Annotated in this window: 32 protein-coding genes; 15 read left to right on the top strand and 17 right to left on the bottom strand. The window is 64.4% G+C overall.

All coding sequences use genetic code 11. From position 1 onward, the window contains the following. Positions 1 to 80: 80 nt before the first annotated feature. Both rnhA and DFR48_RS17200 read right to left on the bottom strand, forming a co-directional pair. Positions 81 to 524: a ribonuclease HI gene (rnhA, locus tag DFR48_RS17205; RefSeq protein WP_114364448.1), complete on the bottom strand. Its 444-nt coding sequence runs from the start codon at positions 522 to 524 to the stop codon at positions 81 to 83. Further along, positions 521 to 1,489, bottom strand: coding sequence for a homoserine kinase (locus DFR48_RS17200; RefSeq protein ID WP_114364447.1), 969 nt, complete (start codon positions 1,487 to 1,489; stop codon positions 521 to 523). Before DFR48_RS17200 ends, rnhA begins: the two co-directional genes overlap by 4 nt. A gap of 404 nt (positions 1,490 to 1,893) precedes the next feature. Between DFR48_RS17200 and DFR48_RS17195 the strand changes: the two genes are divergently transcribed. The 4 genes from DFR48_RS17195 to DFR48_RS17180 all read left to right on the top strand — a co-directional run bounded on the left by DFR48_RS17195 (position 1,894) and on the right by DFR48_RS17180 (position 3,058). Beyond that, a complete protein-coding gene (locus DFR48_RS17195) occupies positions 1,894 to 2,103 on the top strand; it encodes a cold-shock protein (protein ID WP_114364446.1) in 210 nt (69 codons plus the stop codon). A gap of 110 nt (positions 2,104 to 2,213) precedes the next feature. After that, entirely contained in the window at positions 2,214 to 2,501 is a 288-nt protein-coding gene (locus tag DFR48_RS17190) for a cold-shock protein (protein WP_114364445.1), read from the top strand. Positions 2,502 to 2,529: 28 nt separating this feature from the next. Continuing rightward, a complete protein-coding gene (rpsU, locus tag DFR48_RS17185) occupies positions 2,530 to 2,769 on the top strand; it encodes a 30S ribosomal protein S21 (protein ID WP_114364444.1) in 240 nt (79 codons plus the stop codon). 64 nt (positions 2,770 to 2,833) lie between these two features. Beyond that, positions 2,834 to 3,058 carry a hypothetical protein gene (locus DFR48_RS17180; RefSeq protein WP_114364443.1) on the top strand — a complete coding sequence of 75 codons (225 nt, stop codon included), beginning with the start codon at positions 2,834 to 2,836 and terminating at the stop codon, positions 3,056 to 3,058. Positions 3,059 to 3,161: 103 nt separating this feature from the next. Here DFR48_RS17180 and DFR48_RS17175 read toward each other — a convergent pair whose 3' ends face one another. The 11 genes from DFR48_RS17175 to coxB form a co-directional block, all read right to left on the bottom strand. Further along, positions 3,162 to 3,845 carry an alpha/beta hydrolase gene (locus tag DFR48_RS17175; protein WP_114364442.1) on the bottom strand — a complete coding sequence of 228 codons (684 nt, stop codon included), beginning with the start codon at positions 3,843 to 3,845 and terminating at the stop codon, positions 3,162 to 3,164. Position 3,846: 1 nt separating this feature from the next. Then, complete coding sequence (gene ispH, locus DFR48_RS17170) at positions 3,847 to 4,854, bottom strand: 4-hydroxy-3-methylbut-2-enyl diphosphate reductase (protein ID WP_114364441.1); 1,008 nt, start codon at positions 4,852 to 4,854, stop codon at positions 3,847 to 3,849. Then, positions 4,854 to 5,219, bottom strand: a complete 366-nt coding sequence (locus DFR48_RS17165; RefSeq protein ID WP_114364440.1) for a DUF1304 domain-containing protein — start codon at positions 5,217 to 5,219, stop codon at positions 4,854 to 4,856. Before DFR48_RS17165 ends, ispH begins: the two co-directional genes overlap by 1 nt. 77 nt (positions 5,220 to 5,296) lie before the next feature. Next, positions 5,297 to 6,037, bottom strand: a complete 741-nt coding sequence (locus tag DFR48_RS17160; RefSeq protein ID WP_114364439.1) for an SURF1 family protein — start codon at positions 6,035 to 6,037, stop codon at positions 5,297 to 5,299. Then, positions 6,030 to 6,413, bottom strand: coding sequence for a DUF983 domain-containing protein (locus tag DFR48_RS17155; protein ID WP_114364438.1), 384 nt, complete (start codon positions 6,411 to 6,413; stop codon positions 6,030 to 6,032). Before DFR48_RS17155 ends, DFR48_RS17160 begins: the two co-directional genes overlap by 8 nt. Positions 6,414 to 6,570: 157 nt before the next feature. Further along, complete coding sequence (locus DFR48_RS17150) at positions 6,571 to 7,449, bottom strand: cytochrome c oxidase subunit 3 (RefSeq protein WP_114364437.1); 879 nt, start codon at positions 7,447 to 7,449, stop codon at positions 6,571 to 6,573. Between the two features lie 58 nt (positions 7,450 to 7,507). After that, positions 7,508 to 8,116 (bottom strand): cytochrome c oxidase assembly protein, encoded by a 609-nt coding sequence (locus DFR48_RS17145; protein ID WP_114364436.1) that lies wholly within the window; start codon positions 8,114 to 8,116, stop codon positions 7,508 to 7,510. Positions 8,117 to 8,133: 17 nt separating this feature from the next. Continuing rightward, entirely contained in the window at positions 8,134 to 8,271 is a 138-nt protein-coding gene (locus DFR48_RS17140) for a hypothetical protein (protein ID WP_114364435.1), read from the bottom strand. Then, positions 8,271 to 9,227 carry a heme o synthase gene (locus DFR48_RS17135; protein ID WP_114364434.1) on the bottom strand — a complete coding sequence of 319 codons (957 nt, stop codon included), beginning with the start codon at positions 9,225 to 9,227 and terminating at the stop codon, positions 8,271 to 8,273. The genes DFR48_RS17140 and DFR48_RS17135 overlap by 1 nt, the downstream gene beginning before the upstream one ends. A gap of 83 nt (positions 9,228 to 9,310) precedes the next feature. Continuing rightward, positions 9,311 to 10,993 (bottom strand): cytochrome c oxidase subunit I, encoded by a 1,683-nt coding sequence (ctaD, locus tag DFR48_RS17130; RefSeq protein ID WP_114364433.1) that lies wholly within the window; start codon positions 10,991 to 10,993, stop codon positions 9,311 to 9,313. An 18-nt stretch (positions 10,994 to 11,011) separates the two neighbouring features. Continuing rightward, complete coding sequence (gene coxB, locus DFR48_RS17125) at positions 11,012 to 11,902, bottom strand: cytochrome c oxidase subunit II (RefSeq protein ID WP_114364432.1); 891 nt, start codon at positions 11,900 to 11,902, stop codon at positions 11,012 to 11,014. A gap of 322 nt (positions 11,903 to 12,224) precedes the next feature. Between coxB and DFR48_RS17115 the strand changes: the two genes are divergently transcribed. The 4 genes from DFR48_RS17115 (at position 12,225) to DFR48_RS17100 (ending at position 15,445) form a co-directional block, all read left to right on the top strand. Further along, positions 12,225 to 12,746, top strand: a complete 522-nt coding sequence (locus DFR48_RS17115; protein ID WP_114364430.1) for an invasion associated locus B family protein — start codon at positions 12,225 to 12,227, stop codon at positions 12,744 to 12,746. A 141-nt stretch (positions 12,747 to 12,887) separates the two neighbouring features. Then, positions 12,888 to 14,303: a metalloprotease TldD gene (tldD, locus tag DFR48_RS17110; RefSeq protein ID WP_114364429.1), complete on the top strand. Its 1,416-nt coding sequence runs from the start codon at positions 12,888 to 12,890 to the stop codon at positions 14,301 to 14,303. Beyond that, positions 14,300 to 14,734 (top strand): bleomycin resistance protein, encoded by a 435-nt coding sequence (locus DFR48_RS17105; protein ID WP_114364428.1) that lies wholly within the window; start codon positions 14,300 to 14,302, stop codon positions 14,732 to 14,734. Before tldD ends, DFR48_RS17105 begins: the two co-directional genes overlap by 4 nt. 33 nt (positions 14,735 to 14,767) lie before the next feature. Continuing rightward, positions 14,768 to 15,445: an HAD family hydrolase gene (locus tag DFR48_RS17100; RefSeq protein ID WP_114364427.1), complete on the top strand. Its 678-nt coding sequence runs from the start codon at positions 14,768 to 14,770 to the stop codon at positions 15,443 to 15,445. Here the strand turns inward: DFR48_RS17100 and DFR48_RS17095 are convergent. Further along, positions 15,414 to 15,749 carry a pyrophosphohydrolase domain-containing protein gene (locus DFR48_RS17095; RefSeq protein WP_114364558.1) on the bottom strand — a complete coding sequence of 112 codons (336 nt, stop codon included), beginning with the start codon at positions 15,747 to 15,749 and terminating at the stop codon, positions 15,414 to 15,416. The genes DFR48_RS17100 and DFR48_RS17095 overlap by 32 nt on opposite strands. Before the next feature lie 101 nt (positions 15,750 to 15,850). Further along, on the bottom strand, positions 15,851 to 17,137 hold the full coding sequence (locus DFR48_RS17090; RefSeq protein WP_114364557.1) for a D-alanyl-D-alanine carboxypeptidase: 1,287 nt from the start codon (positions 17,135 to 17,137) through the stop codon (positions 15,851 to 15,853). Positions 17,138 to 17,457: 320 nt separating this feature from the next. Here DFR48_RS17090 and DFR48_RS17085 point away from each other — a divergent pair, with 320 nt between their 5' ends. The 3 genes from DFR48_RS17085 to DFR48_RS17075 all read left to right on the top strand — a co-directional run bounded on the left by DFR48_RS17085 (position 17,458) and on the right by DFR48_RS17075 (position 20,948). After that, positions 17,458 to 18,915 carry an MFS transporter gene (locus tag DFR48_RS17085; RefSeq protein ID WP_114364426.1) on the top strand — a complete coding sequence of 486 codons (1,458 nt, stop codon included), beginning with the start codon at positions 17,458 to 17,460 and terminating at the stop codon, positions 18,913 to 18,915. Between the two features lie 67 nt (positions 18,916 to 18,982). Continuing rightward, complete coding sequence (locus tag DFR48_RS17080; protein ID WP_114364425.1) at positions 18,983 to 19,774, top strand: sulfite exporter TauE/SafE family protein; 792 nt, start codon at positions 18,983 to 18,985, stop codon at positions 19,772 to 19,774. A 136-nt stretch (positions 19,775 to 19,910) separates the two neighbouring features. After that, complete coding sequence (locus DFR48_RS17075) at positions 19,911 to 20,948, top strand: polysaccharide deacetylase family protein (protein WP_114364424.1); 1,038 nt, start codon at positions 19,911 to 19,913, stop codon at positions 20,946 to 20,948. A 5-nt stretch (positions 20,949 to 20,953) separates the two neighbouring features. On the opposite strand, the gene pdxH is transcribed toward DFR48_RS17075, so the two are convergent. Beyond that, positions 20,954 to 21,601 (bottom strand): pyridoxamine 5'-phosphate oxidase, encoded by a 648-nt coding sequence (gene pdxH, locus DFR48_RS17070; protein ID WP_280956437.1) that lies wholly within the window; start codon positions 21,599 to 21,601, stop codon positions 20,954 to 20,956. Positions 21,602 to 21,640: 39 nt separating this feature from the next. On the opposite strand from pdxH, the gene DFR48_RS17065 reads away from it, so the two are divergent. From DFR48_RS17065 to DFR48_RS17050, 4 genes are all read left to right on the top strand, one after another. Next, the gene (locus tag DFR48_RS17065; protein ID WP_425359265.1) at positions 21,641 to 22,090 is read left to right on the top strand and encodes an RT0821/Lpp0805 family surface protein; all 450 of its coding nucleotides are present in this window, start codon (positions 21,641 to 21,643) and stop codon (positions 22,088 to 22,090) included. A 221-nt stretch (positions 22,091 to 22,311) separates the two neighbouring features. Then, positions 22,312 to 23,472, top strand: coding sequence for a DnaJ C-terminal domain-containing protein (locus tag DFR48_RS17060; protein WP_114364422.1), 1,161 nt, complete (start codon positions 22,312 to 22,314; stop codon positions 23,470 to 23,472). 123 nt (positions 23,473 to 23,595) lie between these two features. Beyond that, positions 23,596 to 24,414 carry an enoyl-ACP reductase FabI gene (gene fabI / locus DFR48_RS17055; protein ID WP_114364421.1) on the top strand — a complete coding sequence of 273 codons (819 nt, stop codon included), beginning with the start codon at positions 23,596 to 23,598 and terminating at the stop codon, positions 24,412 to 24,414. Positions 24,415 to 24,439: 25 nt separating this feature from the next. Next, positions 24,440 to 25,030, top strand: a complete 591-nt coding sequence (locus DFR48_RS17050) for a histidine phosphatase family protein (protein ID WP_114364420.1) — start codon at positions 24,440 to 24,442, stop codon at positions 25,028 to 25,030. A gap of 51 nt (positions 25,031 to 25,081) precedes the next feature. Here DFR48_RS17050 and DFR48_RS17045 read toward each other — a convergent pair whose 3' ends face one another. Next, a complete protein-coding gene (locus DFR48_RS17045) occupies positions 25,082 to 25,345 on the bottom strand; it encodes a DUF1344 domain-containing protein (protein WP_114364419.1) in 264 nt (87 codons plus the stop codon). Positions 25,346 to 25,449 lie beyond the last annotated feature (104 nt).

Genomic DNA, 25,449 nt, shown 5'->3' with positions numbered 1-25,449 from the left:
AGGGGCGGCTCGGGCTTTGACAAGCCGCCAAATCACCGCGGCTGCCGAAAGCAGTGGATGGCGGCAAAGCGCCCGCAGGTTCAGCGTCCCTTCTTGAAGGGCTCCATGCCTAGGCGGGCGAGTTCGTCGGCGCGCTCGTTCTCCGGATGGCCGGCATGGCCCTTGACCCAGTGCCAGGTCACCTTGTGGCGGCTGCGCGCCTCCTCCAGCGCCTGCCAGAGCTCGGCATTCTTCACCGGCTTCTTGTCGGCGGTCTTCCAGCCGTTCTTGCGCCAGCCGAAGATCCACTTGGAGATGCCGTCCATCACGTACTTGCTGTCGGTGTGGAGGTCGACCTCGCAGGCCGACTTGAGCGCGTTCAGCGCACTGATCGCCGCCATCAGCTCCATGCGGTTGTTGGTCGTCTCCGCCTCGCCGCCGGAGAGTTCCTTCTCGACGCCGTTGTAGCGCAGGACCGCGCCCCAGCCGCCGGGGCCGGGATTGCCGGAGCAGGCGCCGTCGGTGAATATCTCGACATGCTTCATGCGCTTGCGAGCCCATATTCGGCGGCAGACACCACCTGGCGATGGAAGCGCAGCTTCCGCAGATATTCGATCGGATCCTTCTTGACGACGAGCGCGCCTTCGGGCGTGGTCAGCCAGTCGTAGAGCCGCGTCAGGAAGAAGCGCAGCGCCGAGCCGCGCGCGAGCACCGGCAGGGCGGCGATCTCCGCCGCACTCAGCGGACGTACGGCATTGTAGCCGTCGAGCAGCGCCATGCCCTTGGTGATGTTGTAGGAGCCGTCCTTCTCGAAGCACCATGCGTTCAGACAGATCGACACGTCATAGGCGAGCATGTCGTTGCAGGCGAAGTAGAAGTCGATCAGGCCGGAAAGCTGGTCGCCGAGGAAGAAGACGTTGTCCGGAAAGAGGTCGGCATGGATGACACCCTCCGGCAGCTCCTTCGGCCAGGCCCCTTCGAGGAACGCGAGTTCGCCGCCGATCTCCTCCTCGAGGCCGCTCAGTACCTCGTCCGCCCGGCTGGCGGATTTCGCCCACAGCGCCTTCCAGCCGTAGAGGGAGAGCGCATTCGGCCGACGAAGCGCGAAGCCTTCCGACGCCATATGCATCTCGGCAAGCGCCTTGCCGACCTCGCGGCAATGGGCGGGCTCGGGCTTTCTCAGCCACATGCCTTCGAGGAAGGTGATGAGGGCGGCCGGGCGGCCGGACAATTCGCCGAGCAGCGCACCGTCATGGCGCGGCAGCGGCAGCGGGCAGTTGACGCCGCGCGAGGAGAGATGGTGCATCAGCCCGAGAAAGAACGGCAGATCGGATTTCTCCACCCGCTTCTCGTAGAGCGTCAGGATCAGCGAGCCGGCGGTCGTGTGCAGCAGGAAGTTGGAATTTTCCACGCCCTCGGCGATGCCCTTGTAGGACATGAGTTCGCCGGCGTCGTACTGCCGCAGGAAGGCCTTGAGATCGACCTCGTTGATATCGGTATAGACTGCCATGATCCGTCGTCGGTTTGTCGGTGCTTCGTGAAGGCATACAGCGGGCGGATGGCGAGCACCAGCCCTGCGGCGGGTCGGGGCACAGGAATTGACGCCCCTGATATCGCAGCCGGAAGATGCACAGGCACGACAAAATCGTCTTCATGAATTTCCATTGAAAACGTTGATACAATTTCCGTCACTCATGCGAAAATCCAACATTTCTCAGGGGTTCAGGAAAGAAGAAGCGAGATAGAAATTCGGAAAAGCCCTTGTATTTTTTCAGGAAAGCCATATCTTAGCGCCATCGCACCTTGCTAGCGACTTTTGTACAGGGCCTTCGCGGCTCTTTCAGATTTCCCTTCATCGTCGATTTATCAGATCGGCCATCCGGCCGGGCCCACATGCGATTGAAAGGAATTGTCATGAATACAGGTACAGTAAAGTGGTTCAACAGCACCAAGGGCTTTGGATTCATTCAGCCTGACAACGGCTCCCAGGACGTTTTCGTCCATATTTCCGCTGTCGAGCGCGCAGGTCTGCGCGGCCTCACCGAAGGCCAGAAGATCAGCTACGATATCGTGCAGGACAAGCGGTCCGGCAAGAGCTCCGCAGACAATCTGCAGGCTGCCTGAGGATTTCTCATTGTCCGCGTGACCACGGATGTACTGGCACGCCGGGGCAATGAAGTGGAAGGTCGGGATCAAACCCGGCCTTTTGTTTTTCGACCGACGAGGGAAGCTTGATGGGCAAGCCTGCTTATCGCGCCGGCGACACCGTCGTCCTGAAGCGGGGCGTTTTCCGCAAGGATGAACGTTACCGAAGCTGCAGCATCAGCGCCGTGCTTCCGGAGGCGCAGGGGCTCGCCCAGTATCGCGTTCAGTTCAGCGACGAATGCTTCGCCCGGCACATCACGGAGGCCGACGTCGACAGAGCGGAAACGCCGGCTTCTTCGCGGGGCACCGCACCTTCCGCATCCTTCGCCGGTGACGGCCGATGGATCAATCCGGGTTCGATCAGGACCAGAAAATAACAGCCGCCATGCGGCGTAAGGAGATGTTTTGCAGGTACTCGTCAGGGACAACAATGTCGATCAGGCACTTCGGGTGCTCAAGAAGAAGATGCAGCGGGAAGGCCTCTTCCGGGAGATGCGCGCCCGTAGCGCGTACGAAAAGCCGTCGGAGAAGCGCGCAAGGGAAAAGGCTGACGCCATCCGCAGAGTTCGCAAGCTTGCCCGGAAGAAAGCGCAGCGCGAAGGCCTGCTGCCTGCCCCGAAGAAGAAGGTCGTGCGAGCGCGCTAAGCGCTCGAACGTCGCAGAGCGGCCGCACGCGGCCGCAATTTGCCCTCCAGCCAGGGAGTAAGACATGGTTGCGACCAAGGACGCATTCTTCAAGCCCAAGAAAATGTCCGCGCAGGAGAAGGCGGAACAGACCGACGCGACCGCGCGCGACATTCTCGCTGCGGAAGCCCAGGCGCGCGAAAAGAAGACCGAGACGCTGCGCGCGTTGCGGATGGCACAGCCTGTGCAGATCCAGCCGGCGAAAACTCAAAAGAGCAAGACGCGCAAGGCCGCCCCTCACCACTCCTGAGGATTGCGGGAAACCGGCATTGCCGAGCAGGCCTGCTCCCCTTTGCGAAACGGGAGCCGGTGCACAGGCACATCACGCCGGTACCGGACGGCGGCGACCATCCTCAGACAGCCAGAAAGCCGCGGAGTTCATCCGCCAGCGATCGCAGGAAACCATCGCGATCGGCATGCGTGTCGGTGACGTGCGGCGGCCGTTCGTTCATGAAGGTGAAGTGCCCGGCGCCTTCGACCACGCGAATATCGACCGGGATCGCACCATCGATGGCTTCCCTCAGAAACGCGGCCTGTGCCGGCGGCGTGATCGTGTCCCTATCCCCCACCCAGACCTCAACAGGCACCGTCAAGGACGCCAGCGAACCGGGCCGCCGGAAGAAATCAGTCGGCGGCGCCAGCAGCGCCAGCCGGTCGATCGGACACCCCGGCACGGCCCTCACCCGCTCTCCCGCCAGCGTATCGGCTTCGGCTCCGGCGAGCAGCAGCAACACCACCGTTCCGATCGAGTGCCCCAAGCCTGCGACCGGCAGTCCGGACGGGCAATGTCGAGCTGCGGCCAGCGAGAGCCTTCGCATCCGCTCCGACAGTTCGGCCCGGGTCGGAACGGGGGATGCCAGCATGTCGAAATGGGGTGCGACGACCAGCATCCCCTCGTCGGCGAGGGTCTGCAGAAGTCCCAGATGCCGCAGGGGATTTCCACCGCGCCCAGCGGCGAAAAGAATGCATCGGCTCGCCGACGCCGGCTGCAACACCGTGACTTCGAAAGCGTTGTCTCCCTCTTTCGGCAAGGGCATCTCAGCCGTTCACCCAGGCCATGTCGTCGTGGGTGAGTTCGATCGACCGCAGCTCACGGTTGACGAGGAAGTGCTCGTTCTCCACCGAGAATTCCGCAAGCTCCACCGTCGTGTCGTAGCGTTCCCTGAAGGCCTCGATGATCTCGTTGACGATCACTTCCGGCGCCGAGGCACCGGCCGAGAGCCCGAGCGTGCCGATCGTGCCGATCGCATCCCAGTCGATCTCCGAGGCACGCTGCACGAGCAGTGACTGTCTCGCCCCCGCCTTCAGCGCCACCTCGACGAGCCGCTTCGAATTGGACGAGTTCGGTGCGCCGACGATCAGGAAGAGATCGCAGCCCGGAGCGGCCTGCTTGACCGCCTCCTGGCGGTTGGTGGTGGCATAGCAGATCGAGTCGGCGGCCGGATCGGCGAGATTGGGGAAACGCTCCTTGAGCTTGGCGATCACGCCTTCGGTATCGTCGACCGAGAGCGTCGTCTGGGTGACGTAGCCGAGATTGTCGGGATCGGCAGGCTGGTAGGCGGCGGCGTCCTCGACCGTCTCGATCAGCGAGACGCTGCCTTCCGACAACTGTCCCATGGTGCCGATCACCTCCGGATGGCCGGCGTGCCCGATCAGGATCACATGGCGGCCGAGCCGCTGGTGGCGCATCGCCTGCTTGTGGACCTTGGAGACCAGCGGACAGGTGGCGTCGAGATAGAAGAGGTTGCGCGCGGCCGCATCCGCCGGCACCGATTTCGGCACGCCGTGAGCGGAGAAGACGACCGGCTGGGCGCGATGCTCCTCGGGGATCTCGTCCAGTTCCTCGACGAAGATCGCACCCTTGGCCTCCAGCCCCTCGACCACATAGCGGTTGTGGACGATCTCGTGGCGCACATAGACCGGGGCGCCATACCCTTTCAGCGCCAGCACGACGATCTGGATGGCGCGGTCGACCCCGGCGCAGAAGCCGCGCGGCCCGCAGAGCCTTATCGTCAGTTTCGGTCGGGTCGGGGTCGTGTTCGTCATCAGCCAGCCAAGAGAACCAGGATCAGGGCGAGGACGGCCGGCAGCGCCTGGATGTAGAGAATGCGCCGCGACGCCGTCGCGCTTCCATATAGGCCGGCGACGAAGACGCAGCCAAGGAAAAAGAGCTTGAGCTCAAAAGCGAATTCCGGAACCGGCTGGACGAGCGCCCATCCGAGCCCGAGCGCGAGGAAGCCGTTGTAGAGCCCCTGGTTGGCGGCGAGCACTTTCGTCGCCTCCGCCTGCTGCGGCTTCATGCCGAAGGCCTTGAGGCCGGTCGGTTTCGTCCAGAGAAACATCTCCAGCACGAGAATCCAAAGATGTTCGAGCGCAACCAGCGCGGTGAGCAGATCAGCGAGCAGTTTCATCAGTTCCCCTCCAGCCAAGTGGTTTTGTCTTCTATCACGCGATGTCGGCGGGAGGAAAACACCTGCCCACGTCGCGGCTATTCCTGCTTCCGGCCGCGCAGGAAGGCGGTGATCGAGATCACTAGCAGCACGACGGCGAGGCCGTACCAGGTGATCGCATATTGCAGGTGGTCGTTCGGCAAATCGATCTGCGTCACCCCACCCTTCGGCCAGCCGCCGGCAACGGGCGTCGCATCCGCATCGACGAAGAACTGGACGACGTTTTGTTCGGCGAGCCCGGCGCTGGCGGCCATGGCGGAAAGATCCTTCCAGTAGAAGATGTCGCCGGCGACGTCGTTCTCGGGCACCACCCAGGAGGGCTTGCCGGCAAGGCGAGCCCGGGCGAGCCCGGTCACCGTCTGGCGACTTTCAGGCAGGCCCTCGCGGCGGCTTGCCGGGTCCTTCATCTCGTAGGGGATGAAACCGCGATTGACGAAGAGGAAGCGGCGATCGTCGAGCTCGAAGGGGGTGTAGACGTAGTAGCCGGTACGCCCGTCGAACGTCGCGAAGAAATGGCGTTCCCTGTCGTTCAGGAAGCGGCCTTCGACACGGACCGGTCGGTATTCGAAGTCCTCGCCGCGCGTAGCCATCGCCTCGATCTCGGACAACTGCGCCGGCGGCTGTGTACGACGCGCCTCGATGTCGGCGATCAGCGCCTCCTTCCAGTGGAGGCGCCGGACCTGCCAGGTGCCGAGCGAGACGAGCACGGAGAGTGCGACGACCAGCAGGACGAGGCTGACGACGAACTTGGTGCGCCCCGCCGCAGTCCCCTCAGCCACGGTCGATCGTTCCCTGCGAGGCGTTGTTCTTGTACTGGAGCGCCACCAGCAGCGCCTTGATGGTGCGCAGGAGCCAGAGCGAAAGCCCGATCGCCAGCGGCCCCCAGAGGAGCGCGTGCAGCCAGGCCGGCGGCTGGTAGTTGATCTCCGTCCAGACGGCGAGCCCGACGACGATGAAATCGGCGATCAGGATGACGAAGACGGCCGGGCCGTCGCCGGCGTCGATGAAGGTATAATCGAGGCCGCAATTCGTGCAGCGCGGCTTGATCTTGCTCAGCCCGTCGAAGAGCTTGCCCTGCCCGCAGCGGGGGCAGCAGGCACTGAGCGCCGCCTTCACCGGATCGACCGGCGGATACATCGCATTGTCGTCGCTCATGGCGGTCCCTCTGCTGCTGATATTACGCTTCTCTTAGAGGATGCCCGGCACCGGGGCAAATCCTCCGTGGCGGCTTCGGTTCCCCGCCAGCCCCCTCAACGAAAAAGGCGGCAGTCGTGCCGCCGCCTTTTCCGATAGTCGAAAGTTCTTCCGGCGATCAGCCGTGGGCGAGCGGTGCGCCCCAGCCGCCCCAGATGTAGACCGAGAAGAAGAGGAAGAGCCAGACCACGTCGACGAAGTGCCAGTACCAGGCGGCGGCCTCGAAGCCGAAATGCTGCTTCGGGGTGAAATCGCCCTTCAGCGCGCGCAGCAGGCAGACGATCAGGAAGATCGTGCCGACGAGCACGTGGAAGCCGTGGAAGCCCGTCGCCATGAAGAAGGTCGAGCCGTAGATCGAGTCCTTGAAGGTGAACGGAGCGTGGGCGTATTCGTATCCCTGCACGAAGGAGAAGAGCGCGCCGAGCAGGACGGTCAGCGTCAGGCCGGAGACGAGGCCGCGACGGTCGCCGTGCAGCAGGGCATGGTGTGCCCAGGTGACAGTGGTGCCGGAGAGTAGCAGGATGATGGTGTTGTAGAGCGGCAGGTGCCAGGGATCGAGAACCTCGATGCCCTTCGGCGGCCAATGACCACCGGTGAACTCGACGCGGGCGGACTGGATCACTTCGCCCGAGAACAGGCTGGCATCGAAGAAGGCCCAGAACCAGGCGACGAAGAACATCACTTCGGAAGCGATGAACATGATCATGCCGTAGCGCAGGTGCAGCGACACCACGCGGGTGTGATGACCCTCATGGGCTTCCTTGATGGTGTCCGACCACCAGCCGACCATCGTGTAGAGGATGATCGCCAGGCCGATGAAGAACAGCCACGGCGTGGCGAGCTCGAGGCCGAAGAGCTCGAACGACCCGCCCGAGAGATAGCGCATGTAGCCGACGCCACCGAAGGTCAGCAGGAACGCCCCGATTGCGGCCAGGATCGGCCACGGGCTCGGATCGATGATGTGGTAGTCGTGATTCTTCTGATGCGCTTGGGCCATGTCAGCAATCCCCGAATGTCAATCTTTCCTGAGGTCCGGCGGGGCCGGACCCCTCCTCTCACAATTTCTGGTTCCCGTCCGACTTTCCGGCAGGCAGAACCGCCACCGGCTTCGTCTCCTCCTGCGGATAGAAGGTGTAGGACAGGGTGATCGTTCCGATATCCTTCGTCTCCACCGTGTTCACGATCTCCGGATCGATGAAGAAGACGACGGGCATGTCTTTCGTTTCGCCAGGCTTCAGCTCGATGTCGGTGAAGCAGAAGCATTCGATCTTGTTGAAATAGGCGGCGGCTTCCATCGGCGTCACGTTGAAGACGGCCTGCCCCTTTTTCGGCTCGGACGAATGGTTGGTGGCGGTGAAATGGACCTTCACCGTTTCGCCGATCTTTGGCGCCACCTCGCGTTCGACCGGCTTGAACTTCCACATCAGCCCCGGCGCGACATTGGCGTCGAAGGTGACGCGCATCGTCCGGTCGAGAATGACGCTCGAAACCTGCTCGACGCGCTGGGTCGTTCCGTTGTAGCCGGTCACCTGGCAGAACATGCGGTAGAGCGGGACGGCGGCGAAGCTCATGCCGACCATGCCGCCGACGAAGGCGACGCAGGCGACGAGGATCGCCGCATTGCTGCGCCCCTTGCCGGTTGGAATTTTCGTGCTCTCTGCCAAGGTCCGACCTCCGTCCTTCACTGGGCCACGCCGCTGATCTTCACCAGCGTCACGACGTAGAACAGCACCACCAGCGCAGCGAGAACGATGCCGAGCGCGATGTTGCGGCCGCGGCGGGATTTCTTCTGGCTGTCGTTGAGCTTGACGGTTTCCATCAGTGTGCCCCTCCAGGAAGGGTCGCGAATGTCACGACGTAATGGTCGACGAGGAGCGCCAGGAAGATCGCGAAGAGATAGACGAGCGAAAAGCCGAACAGCTTCTTGGCCGCCACCATCTTCTCGTCGCCTTCCGGCATGCGCCAGACGCCGACCGAATAGTAGACGAAGCCCAGGCCGAGAACGGCCGCGAAGGCGCCGTAGAAGGGCGAGGACAGTCCGGTGAGGGCCGGCGCGACGCCGGCTGCCGCGGTCAGCACCGCGTAGAGCGCGATTTGCCGCTTGGTGGCCGGGATGCCGGCGACGTTCGGCAGCATCGGCACGCCGACGGCGCCGTAATCACGCATCTTGAAGAGCGCGAGCGCCCAGAAGTGGGCCGGCGTCCAGAGGAAGATCACCAGGAAGAGCAGGATGCTGTCGAGCGAGACGCCACCCGTCACGCAGGCCCAGCCGACCATGGGCGGGAAGGCGCCGGCCGCACCGCCGATGACGATGTTCTGCGGGGTCGAGCGCTTCAGCCACATCGTGTAGACGACGGCATAGAAGAAAATGGTGAAGGCGAGCAGGCCTGCGGCAAACCAGTTGACCGCGAGCCCGAGGATCGCGACCGAGAAGACCGAAAGCGTGAGGCCGAAGGCGAGCGCCTCGGTGGGCAGGATGCGGCCGGCCGGGATCGGGCGGCGGGCGGTGCGGCTCATGACGGCGTCGATATCGGCGTCGTACCACATGTTGAGCGCGCCCGAGGCCCCTGCCCCGACGGCGATGCAGAGAATGGCGATGGCGCCGAGCACGGGATGGATGTGTCCAGGTGCGAGCACTAGACCAGCAAACGCGGTGAAGACGACGAGCGACATGACCCGCGGCTTCAGGAGCGCGAAGTAGTCGCGTGCACCGGCTTCGGACAGGCGCAGTTCGCCCTCCATGCCCAGCGCTTCGCAGTTGTCGACAACCGTCATTGTTTCCGTCCCGATATTCTTGTTTTCCGGCCGCCGCGCCCCCTCCGGAGCGCGGCAACCGTTTTCGTTTCAGCGTGCGCCGCTTACTTGATGCGCGGCAGCTGCTCCCACTGGTGGTACGGCGGCGGAGAGCTCAGCTGCCATTCCAGCGTAGTCGCACCGACGCCCCACGGATTGTCACCGGCGACGCGCTTCTTCGCGAGAGCCTCGAAGACGCCGAACAGGAAGATCACCACGCCGAAGGCCGAAATATAGGACCCGATCGAAGAGACGTAGTTCCAGCCAGCGAAAGCCTCCGGATAGTCGATGTAGCGGCGCGGCATCCCGGCAAGGCCGAGGAAGTGCTGCGGGAAGAACACCATGTTCACGCCGACGAACATGACCCAGAAGTGGATGTTGCCGATCGTTTCCGAGTACATGTAGCCGGTTATCTTCGGGAACCAGTAGTACCAGGCGGCGAAGATGGCGAAGACGGCGCCGAGCGACAGAACGTAGTGGAAGTGAGCCACGACGTAGTAGGTGTCGTGCAGCGAGCGGTCGAGACCGGCGTTCGCCAGCTGCACCCCGGTTACACCGCCGACGGTGAACAGGAAGATGAAGCCGATCGCCCAGATCATCGGCGTGCGGAACGACAGCGAGCCACCCCACATCGTCGCGATCCAGGAGAAGATCTTGATGCCGGTCGGTACCGCGATGACCATGGTGGCGAAGACGAAGTAGCGCTGGGCGCCGAGCGACAGGCCGACCGTGTACATGTGGTGGGCCCAGACGACGAAGCCGACGGCGCCGATGGCGACCATGGCATAAGCCATGCCGAGGTAGCCGAAGATCGGCTTGCGCGAGAAGGTCGAGATGATGTGGCTGATGATGCCGAAACCGGGCAGGATCAGGATGTACACTTCCGGGTGACCGAAGAACCAGAACAGGTGCTGGTAGAGGATCGGGTCACCGCCGCCTTCCGGCGCGAAGAAGGTCGTGCCGAAGTTGCGGTCGGTCAGAAGCATGGTGATGCCGCCGGCGAGAACCGGGAGCGACAGCAGGAGCAGGAAGGCAGTGACGAGCACGGACCAGGCGAAGAGCGGCATCTTGTGCAGCGTCATGCCCGGGGCGCGCATGTTGAGGATGGTGGTGATGAAGTTGATCGCACCGAGGATCGACGACGCACCCGAAACGTGGAGCGCGAAGATCGCGAGATCGACCGCAGGACCCGGCTGGCCGGACGTCGCAAGCGGCGGATACATCGTCCAGCCGCCACCGACGCCGTAGCCGCCTGCCGGACCTTCGACGAACATCGACAGGATGAGCAGGAGGAAGGCCGGGACGAGCAGCCAGAAGGAAATGTTGTTGAGGCGCGGGAAAGCCATGTCCGGAGCGCCGATCATGATCGGGATCATCCAGTTGGCGAAACCGCCGATCAGCGCCGGCATGACCATGAAGAAGATCATGACCAGGGCGTGCGCGGTGGTGAACACGTTGAACATGTGCTTGCCGCCGTCGATCGCGGCGTCACCTTCGAAGCCGTAGACGATCGACGCCAGGCCGTGGAAGATCTGGATGCCGGGCTCCTGCAGCTCCATGCGCATGGCGACCGAGAGCGCCGCGCCGATGATGCCGGCGATGATCGCGAAGATCAGGTAGAGGGTGCCGATGTCCTTGTGGTTCGTCGAGAACAGCCAGCGGGCGGCGAAGCCCGGCTTGTGGTCGTGATGGTCATGATGCGCGCCCTGACCATGAGCGTGCTCTTCGTGGGCAACAGGTCCAGCCATTGTCCGCACTCCCCTTCCTTATTTCGAAACGTTATCGGCGAGCTGTACGGACTTGTCCGCACCGTCGACCGCGGCCATCAGAGCCTTGTTGGCGTCCTCCACGCTGGTGGTCGCAGCTTCGAGCCAGGCTGCATACTTGTCTTCGGCGACCACGCGGATGGCGATCGGCATGAAGGCGTGATCCTTGCCGCAGAGCTCCGAACACTGACCGTAGAACAGGCCTTCGCGGTCGGCCTTGAACCAGGTTTCGTTGAGACGACCCGGAACGGCGTCGATCTTGATGCCGAAGGACGGCATGGCGAAGGCGTGGATGACGTCGGTCGGAGCGGCGGTCACGAGCACGCGGACCGTCTTGCCGACCGGAACGACCATTTCGTTGTCCACGGCGAGCAGCCGCGGATAGAGCGCCTTGTCCTGTTTGCCGGCGGCGGCGCGGTCGTCATCCGTCTTCAGCATGAAGGAATCGAAGGCGACCTGCTTGTCGCCCTGGTATTCGTAATTCCACTGCCACTGGGTCGCGGTCGCCTTGATCGTGACGTCCGGGCTTTCCGGCTGGGTGAGCTGTGCAGAGAGCAGGTTGAACGAGGGAATCGCGAAGAAGAGAAGCACGAGGACCGGTCCCAGGGTCCAGATGATCTCGATCATCGTGTTGTGGCTGGTCTTCGACGGCACCGGATTTGCACCGGAGCGGAAACGCAGGACCACCACGATCAGCAGGAAGAGCACGAGCAACGTGATCGGCACGATGAACCAGAGCGTATAGTGCTCGAACCACCGGATCTGCTCCATGATCGGCGTCGCCGCCGGCTGGAGATCGGTTTGCCAGGGTGCAGGCTGGTCGGCAAAGCCGGCGGAAGCAAAAAGCAGACAGGTCGTGGCGACCAGCGCTGCGCAAGCTCTCTTAATCACGGTGTCTCTCCCTCGAGCGTTTGATCCACATCAAATGGAAACGCAAAATCCATGCTATGGGTTTTTGTTTAAAATCACAGTTTGTCTCCGACCGCAATACGCCTAACCGAATGGCGCTGCGGCGTTTTTGCGCTACGTCAATTTGTCGCGGGCCCATGTCCCGCAGGAGCTTGACTGCGCCTCCAAAACCCGCTTTTTCGACCGCAGATACGTCTTGCCGGTCCCAAATATGCCGCACTCGGGGGAAAAGACGTTCCGGGGCTTTTCAATACCGCGCCCGACGACAAGAATGGCGGCGATGATTCGAATTCCAGAGGTATCCATGGGTGTTCCAGCACTTCTCAGGTCGGGCGTGCTTGCGCTGGCCGTTGCCGCAGCAGCCGGAACGGGCTTTGCGCAGACGCCGCAACAGCCCGGCACCGTGCGCTCCAATCACGGCGCCTGGTCGATCATCTGCGATACGCCGGCGGGTGCCTCCGTCGAACAATGCGCATTGATGCAGAACGTCGTCGCCGACGACCGGCCGGAAGTCGGGCTCTCGGTGGTGATCCTCAAGACCGCCGACCGCAAGGCGAAGGTGCTGCGCATCCTCGCGCCGCTCGGCGTGCTGCTGAAGGACGGCATGGAGCTCTTCGTCGACGGCAACAATATCGGCCGGGCCTATTTCACCCGCTGCTTCGCCGAGGGCTGCTATGTCGAGGTCGAGATCGACGACGAGCTCATGAAGATACTCCGGGCCGGCAAGAGCGCGGTCTTCGCGCTCCGCGAATCGGCCGACCAGGACCGTGTGGGCATTCCGATCGAGCTCACCGGCTTTGCCGAAGGCTACGACTCCCTGCCCTGAGCACCGGCCGGCAACGAACGATCTGACGGCGCACCGCCCTTCCCGCCCGGCTCTTCGGGCGGACGGGCTTGCCTCCACCCCCTGCCGGACCTACATCGGGTTCGAAGGAGCGCGTCCGCCGCCCGCGCCCAAGGAGCTTTGATGGATACCGATCTTCTCAACCTTTTCGACTGCGACGAGACGAAGCTGCGCTCGGTGCTGGCCGAGACCCTCTCGGGCGCCGACGACGGCGAGCTGTTCGTCGAGCACGCGCAGGCCGAATCACTGACCTTCGACAACGGCCGCCTGAAGGGCGGCAGTTTCAACACCGACCAGGGCTTCGGGCTGCGCGCCGTCGCCGGCGAAGCCGTCGGCTTCGCGCACGCGGGCGAGCTTTCGCTCTCGGCGCTGTCGCGCGCGGCCGAGGCGGTCTCCGCCGTCACCCGCGGCCATGGCGGCAGCTATGCCGCGGCACCCCAGCGCACCAACCGCAAGCTCTACGGCGAGGAGAACCCGATCGGCTCGCCGACCTTCGAGGAGAAGGTGAAGCTTCTCTCCGAGGTCGACGCCTATCTGCGCGGCAAGACCGACAAGGTCCGCCAGGTCACCGCATCGATCGCCGCGAGCTGGCAGGTGGTGGAAATCCTGCGCGCCGACGGCCACCGGGTGCGCGACATCCGCCCGATGACGCGACTCAACATCTCCGTCGTCGCCGGCGAGGGCGACCGCCAGGAAACCGGCTCCTTCGGCATCGGCGGCCGCGTCGGCTTCGGCGACTTCCTGACCGAGGAGAGCTGGAAGAACGGCGCCGACGAGGCGTTGCGCCAGGCGCTCGTCAACCTCGACGCGATCGATGCGCCGGCCGGCACCATGGACGTCGTGCTCGGCAACGGCTGGCCGGGCGTCATGCTGCACGAGGCCGTGGGCCACGGGCTCGAAGGCGACTTCAACCGCAAGAAGACCTCCGCCTTCGCAGGCCTGATGGGCGAGATGGTCGCAGCCCCCGGCGTCACGATCGTCGACGACGGCACGATCGACCTTCGCCGCGGCTCGATCACCGTCGACGACGAGGGCACGCCCTCCGGATACAATGTGCTGATCGAGAACGGCCGGCTCGTCGGCTACATGCAGGACCGGCAGAACGCCCGGCTGATGGGCATGACGCCGACCGGCAACGGCCGCCGGCAGGGCTATGCCCACCAGCCGATGCCGCGCATGACCAACACCTACATGCTCGGCGGCGACAAGTCCCCGGAAGAGATCATCGCCTCGGTGAAGCGCGGCATCTATGCCGTCTCCTTCGGCGGCGGCCAGGTGGACATCACGTCGGGCAAGTTCGTCTTCGGCTGCACCGAGGCCTACATGATCGAGGACGGCAAGATCGGCGCGCCGGTCAAGGGTGCGATGCTGATCGGCAACGGCCCGGAGGCGATGAAGCGTATCTCCATGGTCGGGAACGACATGAAGCTTGACACCGGCATCGGCAATTGCGGCAAGGGCGGCCAGTGGGTACCGGTCGGCGTCGGCCAGCCGCATCTGAGGATGGACCAGGTGACCGTCGGCGGCACGCGGGCGTGAGCGGAAACGCCCTCGTTCCGGAGCTGGCTGTCAGCGACTGGCGCTCCAGCCGTGCCTTCTACACCGAACTGATCGGCTTCGAGGTTGCCTACGAGCGACCCGAGGAAGGCTTCAGCTTCCTGCATCTCGGCGATGCGCAACTGATGATCGACGAGATCGGGCTCGGACGCACATTCGAGCTGGAGGGCGCACCGATCGAACGGCCCTTCGGCCGCGGCCTCAACCTGCAGATCCGGGTGCCGGCCGTGGAGCCCATACTGCGGCGTCTGGAGAAGGCCCGGATCAGTCTCTATCTTTCTCTGGAAGAAAAATGGTATCGCCGCGACGATCGGGAAGTCGGCAACCGTCAGTTCATGGTCGCAGACCCGGACGGCTACCTGCTGCGCCTCTACGAGGATCGCGGCAGCCGGCCGGCCGCTAGAACGACATGACAGAATAAAGAGACCGAAGGAAACCGAGACAAGATGCTGCCCCGCCTGCCCCGCGCCGTCGTCTTCGACATGGACGGCCTGATCCTCGACAGCGAAATCCTCTACCGGAAGTCGGTGATCTCCGCGGCGACGGAAGAGGGCCTGCCGATCGGCCCCTCGATCTACGAGGCGATGATGGGGCAACCCTGGCCCGGTATCGCACAATTGTTGATTGATCACTACGGCGAGGACTTCGACCCGGATGCCTTCCGCATCATCTGGATCGACCATTTCAACCGGCTGATCGAAACCGAACTGAAATTGAAGGCCGGCGTGACGGCACTTCTCGACACGCTCGACCAGCACGGCATTCCGCGGGCGATCTGCACGTCCTCGGCCCACCACCAGGTGCGTCACCATCTCGAAGGGTTCGGCCTCCTGCCGCGCTTCGACCACGTCGTCGCCCAGGGCGACTATGCCCGCGGCAAGCCGGCGCCCGACCCGTATCTCGCCGCCGCGGAAAGGCTGGGCGTCGCGCCGGCGGACTGCCTTGCGCTCGAAGACTCTCACAACGGCATCCGCTCGGCGGCCGCCGCCGGCATGATGGCGGTGATGGTGCCCGACCTGCTCGCCCCGACGGACGAGATCGTCGCGCTCTGCGCGCGTGTCGCCGGCAGTCTGGAGGAGTGCTGTGCCTTCTTCACCGATCCGCTGGCGGCAGAGCGGGCGTAGGCTCTTCAGGAGCGAACCGCCATTTCCGCATGATCGCCGCCTGAAGGTCGAGACGGTGGTGATGAGCCAACAGCAGGACGTGCCCGAGCAGGTCTGCCGTCTCGTCGGCCAGACATCGCCGCAGCTCAGATTCGTCCAATCCCTTTCGGCGGCTGCGGCCGCTCAGCCGGTTGGCCGCCTGCACGACCTCGCCGGCTTCCTCCATCAGCTTCATCAAGAACCAGTCGGCGTCCCGTTCGACGGCATGCGCTTCGGCGTAGGTTACCGATGCGGTTTCAAATCGCAGTGCAAGCTCCTGCAACATTGCGTTCTCCATCTGTTCATGGAGAACATGGCGCGATTCCGGCGGGCGGGCAATTCCCATCAGTGAAAGAAGGGGCAAGTCGACTGACTTCCCGCCGCCGGTCACCCGTTCACGGGCATCAGCACACAGTCGTAGCGGTTTTCGACGAGTTTCTCGCAGGCGCGGCGCGCGTCGACCTTGCTGTCGAAGCCGCTAAAGCGAGCGCGGTAGAAGGTGCTGCCGTTGCGCGAGACGCGCTCGGTATAGGCGTTGCGATTGGCGAGCGGTTCGCCGATCTTCGCCTTGGCATCGGACAGCAGCCCCATGGCCGCCTCGGCGCTTACCGCAGCGGCGATCTGGATCTGCCACTTCCCGCCGCCCCGCACCGGCATTGCGGGCTTGGGCTGGGCGACGCTCTCGACGGCGGCAACCGCCCCGGAGACGTTGCGGGTGTCGGCAAAGGCGGTGCCGTAACGGCTTTCGGGAAGCGGCGCGGCATCGCTGATCAGTTCCGCGACGGCGTCATGATCCGGTGCGACGACGGGAACCGGCACTTCGTTGCCGAGGCGGGCGATCACTGCACCGGGACCGTTGCTGGCGACCAGCTTGGAACCGCCGGAGGCCTTGCGGATATTGCCGTCGATGAGGCTTGCCATCAGCTTGTCGCGACCGGCGGCGCTGCGGCCGCCCATCACGACTCCGATTACGCGACGGTTGCCATCCACAACGGCGCTGACGAGATTGTATCCGGAGGCATTGGTGTACCCGGTCTTGATGCCGTCCATGCCCTTGTAACGGTACATGAGGTTGTTGTGGCCGTTGATCGTGCGGCCGCGGAAGGCGAAGGAGCGGGTAGAGAAGAGCTTGTATTCCCGGGGGAAGTCGCGCATCAGCGCCAGCCCGAGGGTCGACATGTCACGCGCCGTGGTGATCTGGCGGTCGTCGGGAAGGCCGGACGCGTTGACGAAGACCGTGTTCGGCATGCCGAGCGAACGGGCCTTGCGGGTCATCATCTCGGCGAAGGCGGGCTCGGAGCCGCCGAGCTTCTCGGCCATTGCCACCGCAGCGTCATTGGCCGACTGGACGATCATGCCGAGCACCGCTTCCCGCACGGTGATCGCATCACCCGCCTTGACGCGCAGCTTGGTCGGCGGGCGGGAGGAAGCGTATTTCGAAAACGGCACCGGGCTGTCCCAAGAGAGCTCGCCCCTGCGGATCGCCTCGAAGGTCATGTAGACCGTCATCATCTTGGTCAGGGACGCCGGATGGTTGAGCATGTCGCCGTTTTCGGAGGCGAGAACCTTTCCGGTCCGCGCGTCGAGAAGGAACTGGGCGCTGCCGGCATTTGCAGAACTGGTGAAACAGCCGATCACTACGAAAAACGAGAGCGCGACCAACAGCTTATTCATCATTCCTCCACGGGAGCGGATCAGAAACGCGAGAATGTCCGGGTGACAGGAATCGGCGGGCCGATTCGAAGACCGGGGTTGCCTAGACGAAGAATGCGGCGACAATCGAGCAATACAGCCATAATCTGATCGGTGAAGCTGGTCCGACGCTGGTGCCGGCCGGGCGGGCAAAGCGGCGCACAGAAACCGCCGATCGTGGTTAACGTTCCCTTTCACGCAGGCGGCGCCGGCAACCCAAAATCCCCCTTTACCTCAATCGCGGTTGAGGTCGTAGCGTCCGCAAATCATCTTCAAGGACCCGCAAAGGAAAGCAACGACCGATGACCGTCCACGAGAGAGAGATCACCGAATTGACGCCCGCCGTCGCCGAAAGCGACGGGGGCCGCTGGCTTGACCTGCTCGCACCTCGCTATCTCGTCGCCACCGCGATGCTCTGCCTCGGCGTGGCGCTCTACGCCTTCAACGGCTTTCTCGTCAGCACGGTGATGCCGACGACCGTCGCCGAACTCGGCGGCGAGGCGGTGATTTCCTGGTCGCTGACGCTCTTTCTCACCGCCTCGATCATCGCCGGGACAAGCGCGGCCATGCTGAAGGAACGCTTTGGCGCCCGCCTCGTCCTCACCGCCGCTGCACTCGTCTTTCTCGCCGGAACGCTGCTTGCGGCGACCGCGACGACTATGGCCGCCGTCCTTCTCGGGCGCATCGGCCAGGGACTCGGCGAAGGGGTGGTCGCGGCGATCTGCTATGCGCTGATCCCGGAAATCTTCCCGCCCCGCCTGGTGCCGAAGGTCTTCGGCGCGGAGGCTCTGGTCTGGGCGCTCGCCGCCTTCGGTGGCCCGGTGCTCGCCGGCTATCTCACGGAAACGATCTCCTGGCGTGCCGCCTTCTTCGTCAACGTGCCGATCATCGCGATCTTCGTGCTGATGGCGGTGACGATCGTGCCGAACCGGCAAGGCCGCGAGGTTAGGAGCACGGCCTTTCCCGGGCTCCGGCTCGCCCTTCTCGCCACAGCGCTGGTGACGGTGCTGGTCGCCGGCCTGTCCGGTGCCTTGCCGCAGGCGGCCGTCGCCCTCGTGGTCGCCGTCCTCGCGCTCGCCGGTTCGCTGCATCTCGACCGCCGGGCGAAGGAGACGGTCCTGCCGGCGGGTGCCTTTTCACTCGGCTCCGCGCTGGGGCTCGGGCTCTGGGCCGTCCTCCTGATGTCGCTCGCCCAGGCGACGAGCAGCGTCTATCTCGTCTTCAGCCTGCAGAACCTCTGGCACTTCCCCCCGACGGCCGCCGGCGGGATGAGCGCGCTGATGGCGATCTGCTGGAGCCTGACGGCGATCGGCGTCGCCAACCTCCGGTCGGACAGCCGAAAGCGCAGCATGATCTGGATCGGTCCGCTGCTCCTCGTCGGCGGGCTCGGCCTGCTGGTCGCATCGCTCCTGTCGGGCAAGATCGCCCTGCTCGTCGTCGCGCAGGTGGCGATCGGCGCGGCCTTCGGCGTGAGCTGGGGGTATCTCAGCCAGATGCTGATGGACACCGCCCCCGCACACGAGCGCGACAAGACCTCGACGCTCCTGCCGACGCTGCAATCGGCCGGTTACGCGCTCGGCGGCGCGCTTGCCGGGCTCACGGCAAACGCCGCCGGGCTTGCGGCGGCGAAGGGCGCAGAGGACCTGCGCGGGCCGCTCGCCACCGCCTTTGTCCTCGCCTTCCTGTGGTCGCTGCCGGCCGCCCTCGTCTCCTGGCGTGCCGTCCGGCTGCTTCGGAACCCTCGGGGAAACGCCCGCTGAAACCGGCTGCCCTCCCGCGATGCGACTCTGCTAAGGAGAGCCTCCGCACGAAGAGAGGACGACGGGCATGGAGCCGACGCACATCACGCTTGCAGCCATCCCCGCCTATATCGGCAGCCAGAGCACAGGCACGCTCTCCTTCCTTCTTGCCTCGGCGCTGGTCGCCGGCCTGGCGCGCGGCTTTTCCGGCTTCGGCGGCGCGCTCATCTTCGTTCCGCTGGCAAGCTCCGTGGTCGAGCCGCGGCTCGCCGTGGCGATCCTTTTCATCATCGACCTGGTGATGACCCTGCCGATGATCCCCGGCGCCGTGCGCCAGGCCGACAAGCGGGAAGCCGGCATCATGCTCGTCGGGGCGCTCGCCGGCGTACCGTTCGGCACGCTGATCCTCGCCCGCGCCGATCCGCTCGCCGTTCGCTGGGCGATCATCGCCGTGGTCATTTCGCTGCTCGCTCTGCTGGTCTCCGGCTGGCGCTATCACGGCAAGCCTACGGCGCCGCTCACCATCGGCGTGGGCGCGGTTGCAGGCGTCTTCGGCGGGGCAGCACAGGTGAGCGGACCGCCGGTCGTCGCCTACTGGCTCGGCGGAGCGCTGCCGGCGACCACGGTGCGCGCTAATCTCGTCTTCTATTTCGCGATGAGCTCGCTGATCACCGGCGTCAACTACGTGTTCGCCGGCTTTTTCGGCCTGCCGGCATTTGCGTTGTCGCTCGTCGCCGGCCCGGTCTTCGGCCTCGGCGTGCTTGCCGGGTCGCGGCTCTTCGGCAAGACCGACGACCAGGTGTTCCGGCGTATCTGTTACGGGCTCATTGCCGCCGCCGCGATCATCGGCTTGCCGTTGCTCGACGGTCTGCTACGCTGAGGGCGGAATGTAACTCCCCATAGATTCTTGGGTATTCTGGCAACTCCCGCTTAACGCCGATTGGCTACGGTCGCCGCACCGAACGGAACGGCACTCCGGGTGCCGCGACCGGCAGGAGTGAAAGACGGAAGGAAGCATGCTGAGGGAGCTGGCCAGACGCGGCGTCATCACTGCCGGGCTCGAAGCGTCGCACCTGTTGCGACGAGCGGGCGCGATGGCGTCGGCGCGCGGACTCGGAGCGATTTTCACGCTGCACCATGTCCGGCCCTTCGTCCCGACGCTCACCAATGTCAACGATCACCTCGAGGTGACGCCGCAGTTCCTCGACGCCGCCATCCGGCAGCTGAAGGCCGAGGGATACCGCTTCGTGCATCTCGAGGACGTCCCTGCCCTCCTCCAGTCATCCGGACCGGGGCAGCAGCCCTTTGCCGCCTTCACGCTCGACGACGGCTATCGCAACAACCGCGACCACGCGCTGCCCGTCTTCGAACGGCACGGCGTTCCCTTCACCGTCTTCGTCTGTCGCGGATTTTCCGAACGCACCCACACGATCTGGTGGGAGACGGCCTCGGCCATCCTCGACAGGCTCAGGGGCGTCGACCTCAAGGACGGCGGCGAGCCGGTCCATTACGACCTCCGCACACGCGCCGAAAAGCGCGCGGCCTTCGACCACATCGCCGAGGCGATCTGCGCCCACGGCGAGGAGGCCATGATCGAGAAACTCGACCGCGCGGCGGCGGCAGCCGGCATCGACCCCAAGGCGATCGTCGAGGATCTCGTGATGTCGGGAGAAGAGCTCGCAGCCTTCGCGAGGCATCCGCTCGTCACCTTCGGAGCCCATACCGTGAGCCACCGCTCGCTCGGTTTCCTCGATCCGGCCACGGTCTCGGACGAAGTGCGCCGGTCTGCCGACTACGTGGAGGAGATCACCGGCCGGCGCCCGCTGGCCTTCGCCTATCCCTACGGCGACAGGCGCAGCGTCACGGACGCGAGCGTGCGCGCCGTCGAGGATGCCGGTCTCCGCCTCGCGGTGACGACATCCCCCGGCACGCTCAGCACGCAGTCTGCCGAGCGGCTCTTCCGGTTACCGCGGATCTCGCTGAACGGCTTCTACCAGAAGAAGCGCTACGTCTCCGCGCTCGCCTCCGGCATTCCCTTCCGCCTGAAGGGCTGAGCCCCTCAGGGATACATCCTGACCTTGGTCCACGGCGAATCGACCGTCTCGCGGCGGAACTCGATCCGGTCGTGCAGGCGGAACTTGCGGTCGTGCCAGAACTCGATCGAGACGGGGCGGATGCGGAAGCCCGACCAGTGCGGCGGCCGCGGTACGTCGCCGAGCGCGTAACGGGCGGTGTATTCGGCGACCGCCTTTTCGAGCGCGAATCGGCTCTCCAGCGGGCGCGACTGCTTGGACGCCCAGGCGCCGATGCGGCTGCCGAGCGGACGGGAACGGTAATAGATGTCCGCCTCTTCGTCCGAGACGACCTCGACTTCGCCGCGCAGGCGCACCTGCCGGCGCAGCGATTTCCAGTGAAAGCACATCGCCGCCTTCTTCTGGCCGAGGATCTCGCGCCCCTTCTGGCTCTCGAAGTTCGTGTAGAAGACGAAACCGCGGGTATCGAACTCTTTCAACAGCACCATGCGGACGTTCGGAAGGCCGTGCTCGTCGACCGTCGCGAGCGCTACAGCGTTGGGATCATTGATCTCCGAGGACTCCGCGTCCTTCAGCCACGTCCCGAAAAGGGTGAATGGCTCATTCTCTTCTGTAAAGTCACCGCTTGTTAACTTCGATTCAGACATATTAAGTCGAATGCTCCTGAAGTTCATCACCAATGCCCAGGTTTTCAGCGCTGGACAGGACGCCCATTGAGAGACATAGCAAAGTCAGAGACAGGCACAAAGGGCACGACGCCCGGCTTCGGCAGGATTGTCGCCGTCGCCCTTCTCGCACTTCCGCTGACCGGCTGCATGGCCGGAGGGCTCGGCCTCTTCGGGGATGACAAGGTCGATCGCTCGATCGCAACGGGCACCGTCACGGGCAGCCATGTGAACGGCAGCTCCGACGAAATGACCGTGCAGAACGCCGTCTCTTCGGCAGATCTTTCCAAGCTCGGCTCCGATCCGTTGCCCTGGGCGAACGCCTCGACCGGCAGCTCGGGCGTCGTCACCGCGATCCGTGAGCAGAAGCAGGGCGGCGGCGTCTGCCGCCATTTTTCGACGACCCGCCACTCCTACGAGGGCATCGCCTATTTCAACGGCAAGACCTGTGCGGTCGGGCCCGGCTGGCAGCTCGTGAGCTTCGACCGCCAGCCCTGAGGCGCCGGAAGACGCTTCGCAAAACCGAACTCGTCGCCATCCCGGTCGGCGGCCGATTCACGTCGGCCCTCGCTCCACCGCGCCCGGTGTAACTTCTAATTAGCAACTTCTTGCGATGATCGGGCTGTCTGCGCGCACGACGGAGGTCGTCCGCGCCGAAGGTTTCAATGGCCGGCCCCTCCGGATGCGGAGCGTGCCACGCCAAGTCATCGGGGATCTGGATGCGCGACTTCTATTCAGTGCTCGGCGTGCGGCGGAATGCGGGAGCCGACGAGATAAAGACGGCCTGGCGCAACAAGGCGAAATCCGTTCATCCCGACCACAACCAGGACGATCCCGAGGCGAGCCATCGCTTCGCCGAGATCGGCCGAGCCTACGAAATCCTCAAGGATCCTGAGAAGCGCACCCATTACGACCGGCAACGCGAGAAGGCGGAGAACCGCATGCGCGAACAGACGATCCTGCAGCAGCGACAGGCCGCGCGCGAGGCGGCCGAGCGCGCGAAGGAAGCCAAGGAGAACGCCGAGCGCATTCTCGCCGAACTGCAGCGGGCCGAGGCTGAAAAGGCGAAGGCCGAAAGACAATCCCAGACCTCCCAGGCGCAACCGCAGCCTCAGCCTCAGCCTCAGCCGCAATCGCAGGCGAAGGCAAAGCCCGCCGGCAAGGCCGGCGCCGAGAGCCCGGAAGACGTGGTCGCCCGCATCTTCGGCGACAGTCCGGAGGCGGCCGCCGTCGCCGAGAGCCTGCGGCGGGAAGACCAGGCTGCCAAGACCGAGGGAGAGAACGGCGGCCTCTCCGGCCCTGCTCCCCTCCGGCCGATCGAACTCATCAGCGCACTGGTGCGTCGCCTGCGCGGCGTGCAGCCGCCGCCCGAGACGGCGCCCGACATCCTTGTCGACGCGCAGGTCGCAATCAGCGACCTCCTCAACCGCTCCCCGGTGACGGTCACGCTCCCGGACGGGCGCGACCTCCGCGTCAACCTCGACGGCGGACTGAAGGACGGGGACGTCGTTCGCCTGAAGGGCCAGGGCCTCAAGGTCCAGGGCATGCTGCGCGGCGACGTCGCCGTGACGATCCGCGTCCAGAAGACGGAGAAATTCCGCACCGAGGGCTACGACATCCACACCGTGCTACCGATCACGCTCGAGGATGCCGTTCTCGGCTGCGAGGCGACCGTCGAGACGCCGACGGAACCGGTGCAGGTCACCATTCCGCCGTGGTCCGGCTCGGACCAGGTCATCCGCATCGACGATCTCGGTCTTGCGGACGCAGAGGGAAAACGCGGTGTGCTCGCCGTGGAGCTTCGCGTTCTGCTCTGGGAGAAGCCGGACGAAAAGGTCACCGACCTCATGCGGCTGATGCGCCACGGCTTGTTCTTGTGAAGTATTTGTGACAATCACACCCTTTGTTACGCAGCCTAACAGTAGATGATCCCGGTCAATCTTGAACCGTGATGCGGGCTATGCCATAGGCAGTTTCAATCGAAAGTCTTAGGGAAACAAAACATGGTTCAAGGTTCCGGCCTTATGGCAGGCAAGCGCGGCGTGATCATGGGCGTCGCAAACAACCGTTCCATCGCATGGGGTATCGCTAAGGCCTGCCGTGACGCGGGCGCGGACATCGCATTGACGTGGCAGGGCGACGCCCTGCGCAAGCGCGTCGAACCCCTGGCGCAGGAGCTGGACGCCTTCATGGCCGGCGACTGTGACGTCACCAATCTCGAAAGCATCGACGCCGTCTTCAACAATCTCGAAGAAAAGTGGGGCAAGATCGACTTCGTCGTCCACGCGATCGCCTTCTCCGACAAGGATGAACTGACGGGCCGTTACATCGAGACGACGCGCGACAACTTCACCCGCACGATGGATATCTCCGTCTATTCGTTCACGGCGGTCGCGGCACGCGCCGAGCGGATCATGAACGACGGCGGCTCGCTGCTGACGCTCACCTATTACGGCGCCGAAAAGGTCATGCCGCACTATAACGTCATGGGCGTCGCCAAGGCCGCGCTCGAGGCGAGCGTGCGCTACCTCGCCGTCGACATGGGCGGCCGTGGCATCCGCGTCAATGCGATCTCCGCCGGCCCGATCAAGACGCTCGCAGCCTCCGGCATCGGCGACTTCCGCTATATCCTGAAGTGGAACGAGTACAATTCGCCGCTGAAGCGCAACGTCTCGACGGACGAAGTCGGAAAGTCGGGCATGTACCTTCTTTCTGATCTTTCGACCGGCGTCACCGGCGAGGTCCACCACGTCGACTGCGGTTATCACACCGTCGGCATGAAGGCCGTCGACGCCCCGGACATCTCCGTATCCAAGGAATAGTCTCCCGCTTCTGGAGTGGTCTGCCGTGTTCATCTACATGATTCGCCACGGCCAGACCGACTGGAACGCGGAGGGAAGGCTGCAGGGGCAGCAGGACGTGCCCCTCAATGCCCTCGGCCGCAGCCAGGCGAGCCGCAACGGCGAACGGCTTGCGGCCGAACTCGGCGACGCGGCTGAAACCTACGACTACGTCTCCTCCCCGCTCGGGCGCACCCGCGAGACCATGGAGCGCGTGCGCGCCGCCATGGGCCTCGATCCAGCGGCCTACCGGACGGAAACGCGGCTGATGGAACTTTCCTTCGGAGACTGGCAGGGCTTTACGCTCGCCGAACTGCGCCGGCAGGCCCCCGATCGGGTCGAAGCCCGCAAACGGGAGAAATGGGATTTCATCCCGCCCGGAGAGGCCGCCGAAAGCTATGAAATCCTCTCCTGGCGCGTCGGTGCATGGCTCACCTCCGTCGACCGCCCGACGGTTTGCGTCAGCCACGGCGGCGTTGTGCGCAGCGTCTTCCGGCTCATCGGCAAGTGGTCACAGGATGCCGCCTGCAACATGAACGTTCCCCAGGACCGGATCCTGAAAATCGACCGCGACGGCGGGACGGTCACCTGGCTCTGAGCGCCAGGACAGGGGAGCAAGGGGCGCCTTGTGCACCCCTCTCGGCCGGGCTTATTCGCCGACGACCTGGAGATCGTCGACGATGCGCTTGCCGTCGACCTCGGTGAAGAACACGATCACCTTGACGCCGTTTTCCAGACCCTCGAAGTTGAATTCCTGCGGCAGGACATAAGTCTTCCCGTCGTCCAGCGTCATCGTGAGCTGGTCGGCATTGAGGGAACGGATCGTCGCCTCGACGTCATTGCTGCCCGCGAGCGCGCTCAGCGGGGACAAGAAGCTCGCGGTGCCGAGCAGGACTGCCATGACGAAACGCATCCGGAAAACCTTTGCCGCTATTAGTGCATTAAAAACATTGAACAAAAGTAAGCCTCCCGAATGTGGCAGAAGTTGCCCGCAAAAATGACATTTCCATGCGATTG

Origin of the sequence: Ciceribacter lividus, from assembly GCF_003337715.1 — a bacterium.
In the GTDB taxonomy this organism is placed as follows: Bacteria; Pseudomonadota; Alphaproteobacteria; order Rhizobiales; family Rhizobiaceae; genus Allorhizobium; species Allorhizobium lividum.
The sequence above is the reverse complement of the archived record's forward strand: the minus strand, read 5'-3'. Positions and strand labels throughout refer to the sequence as shown.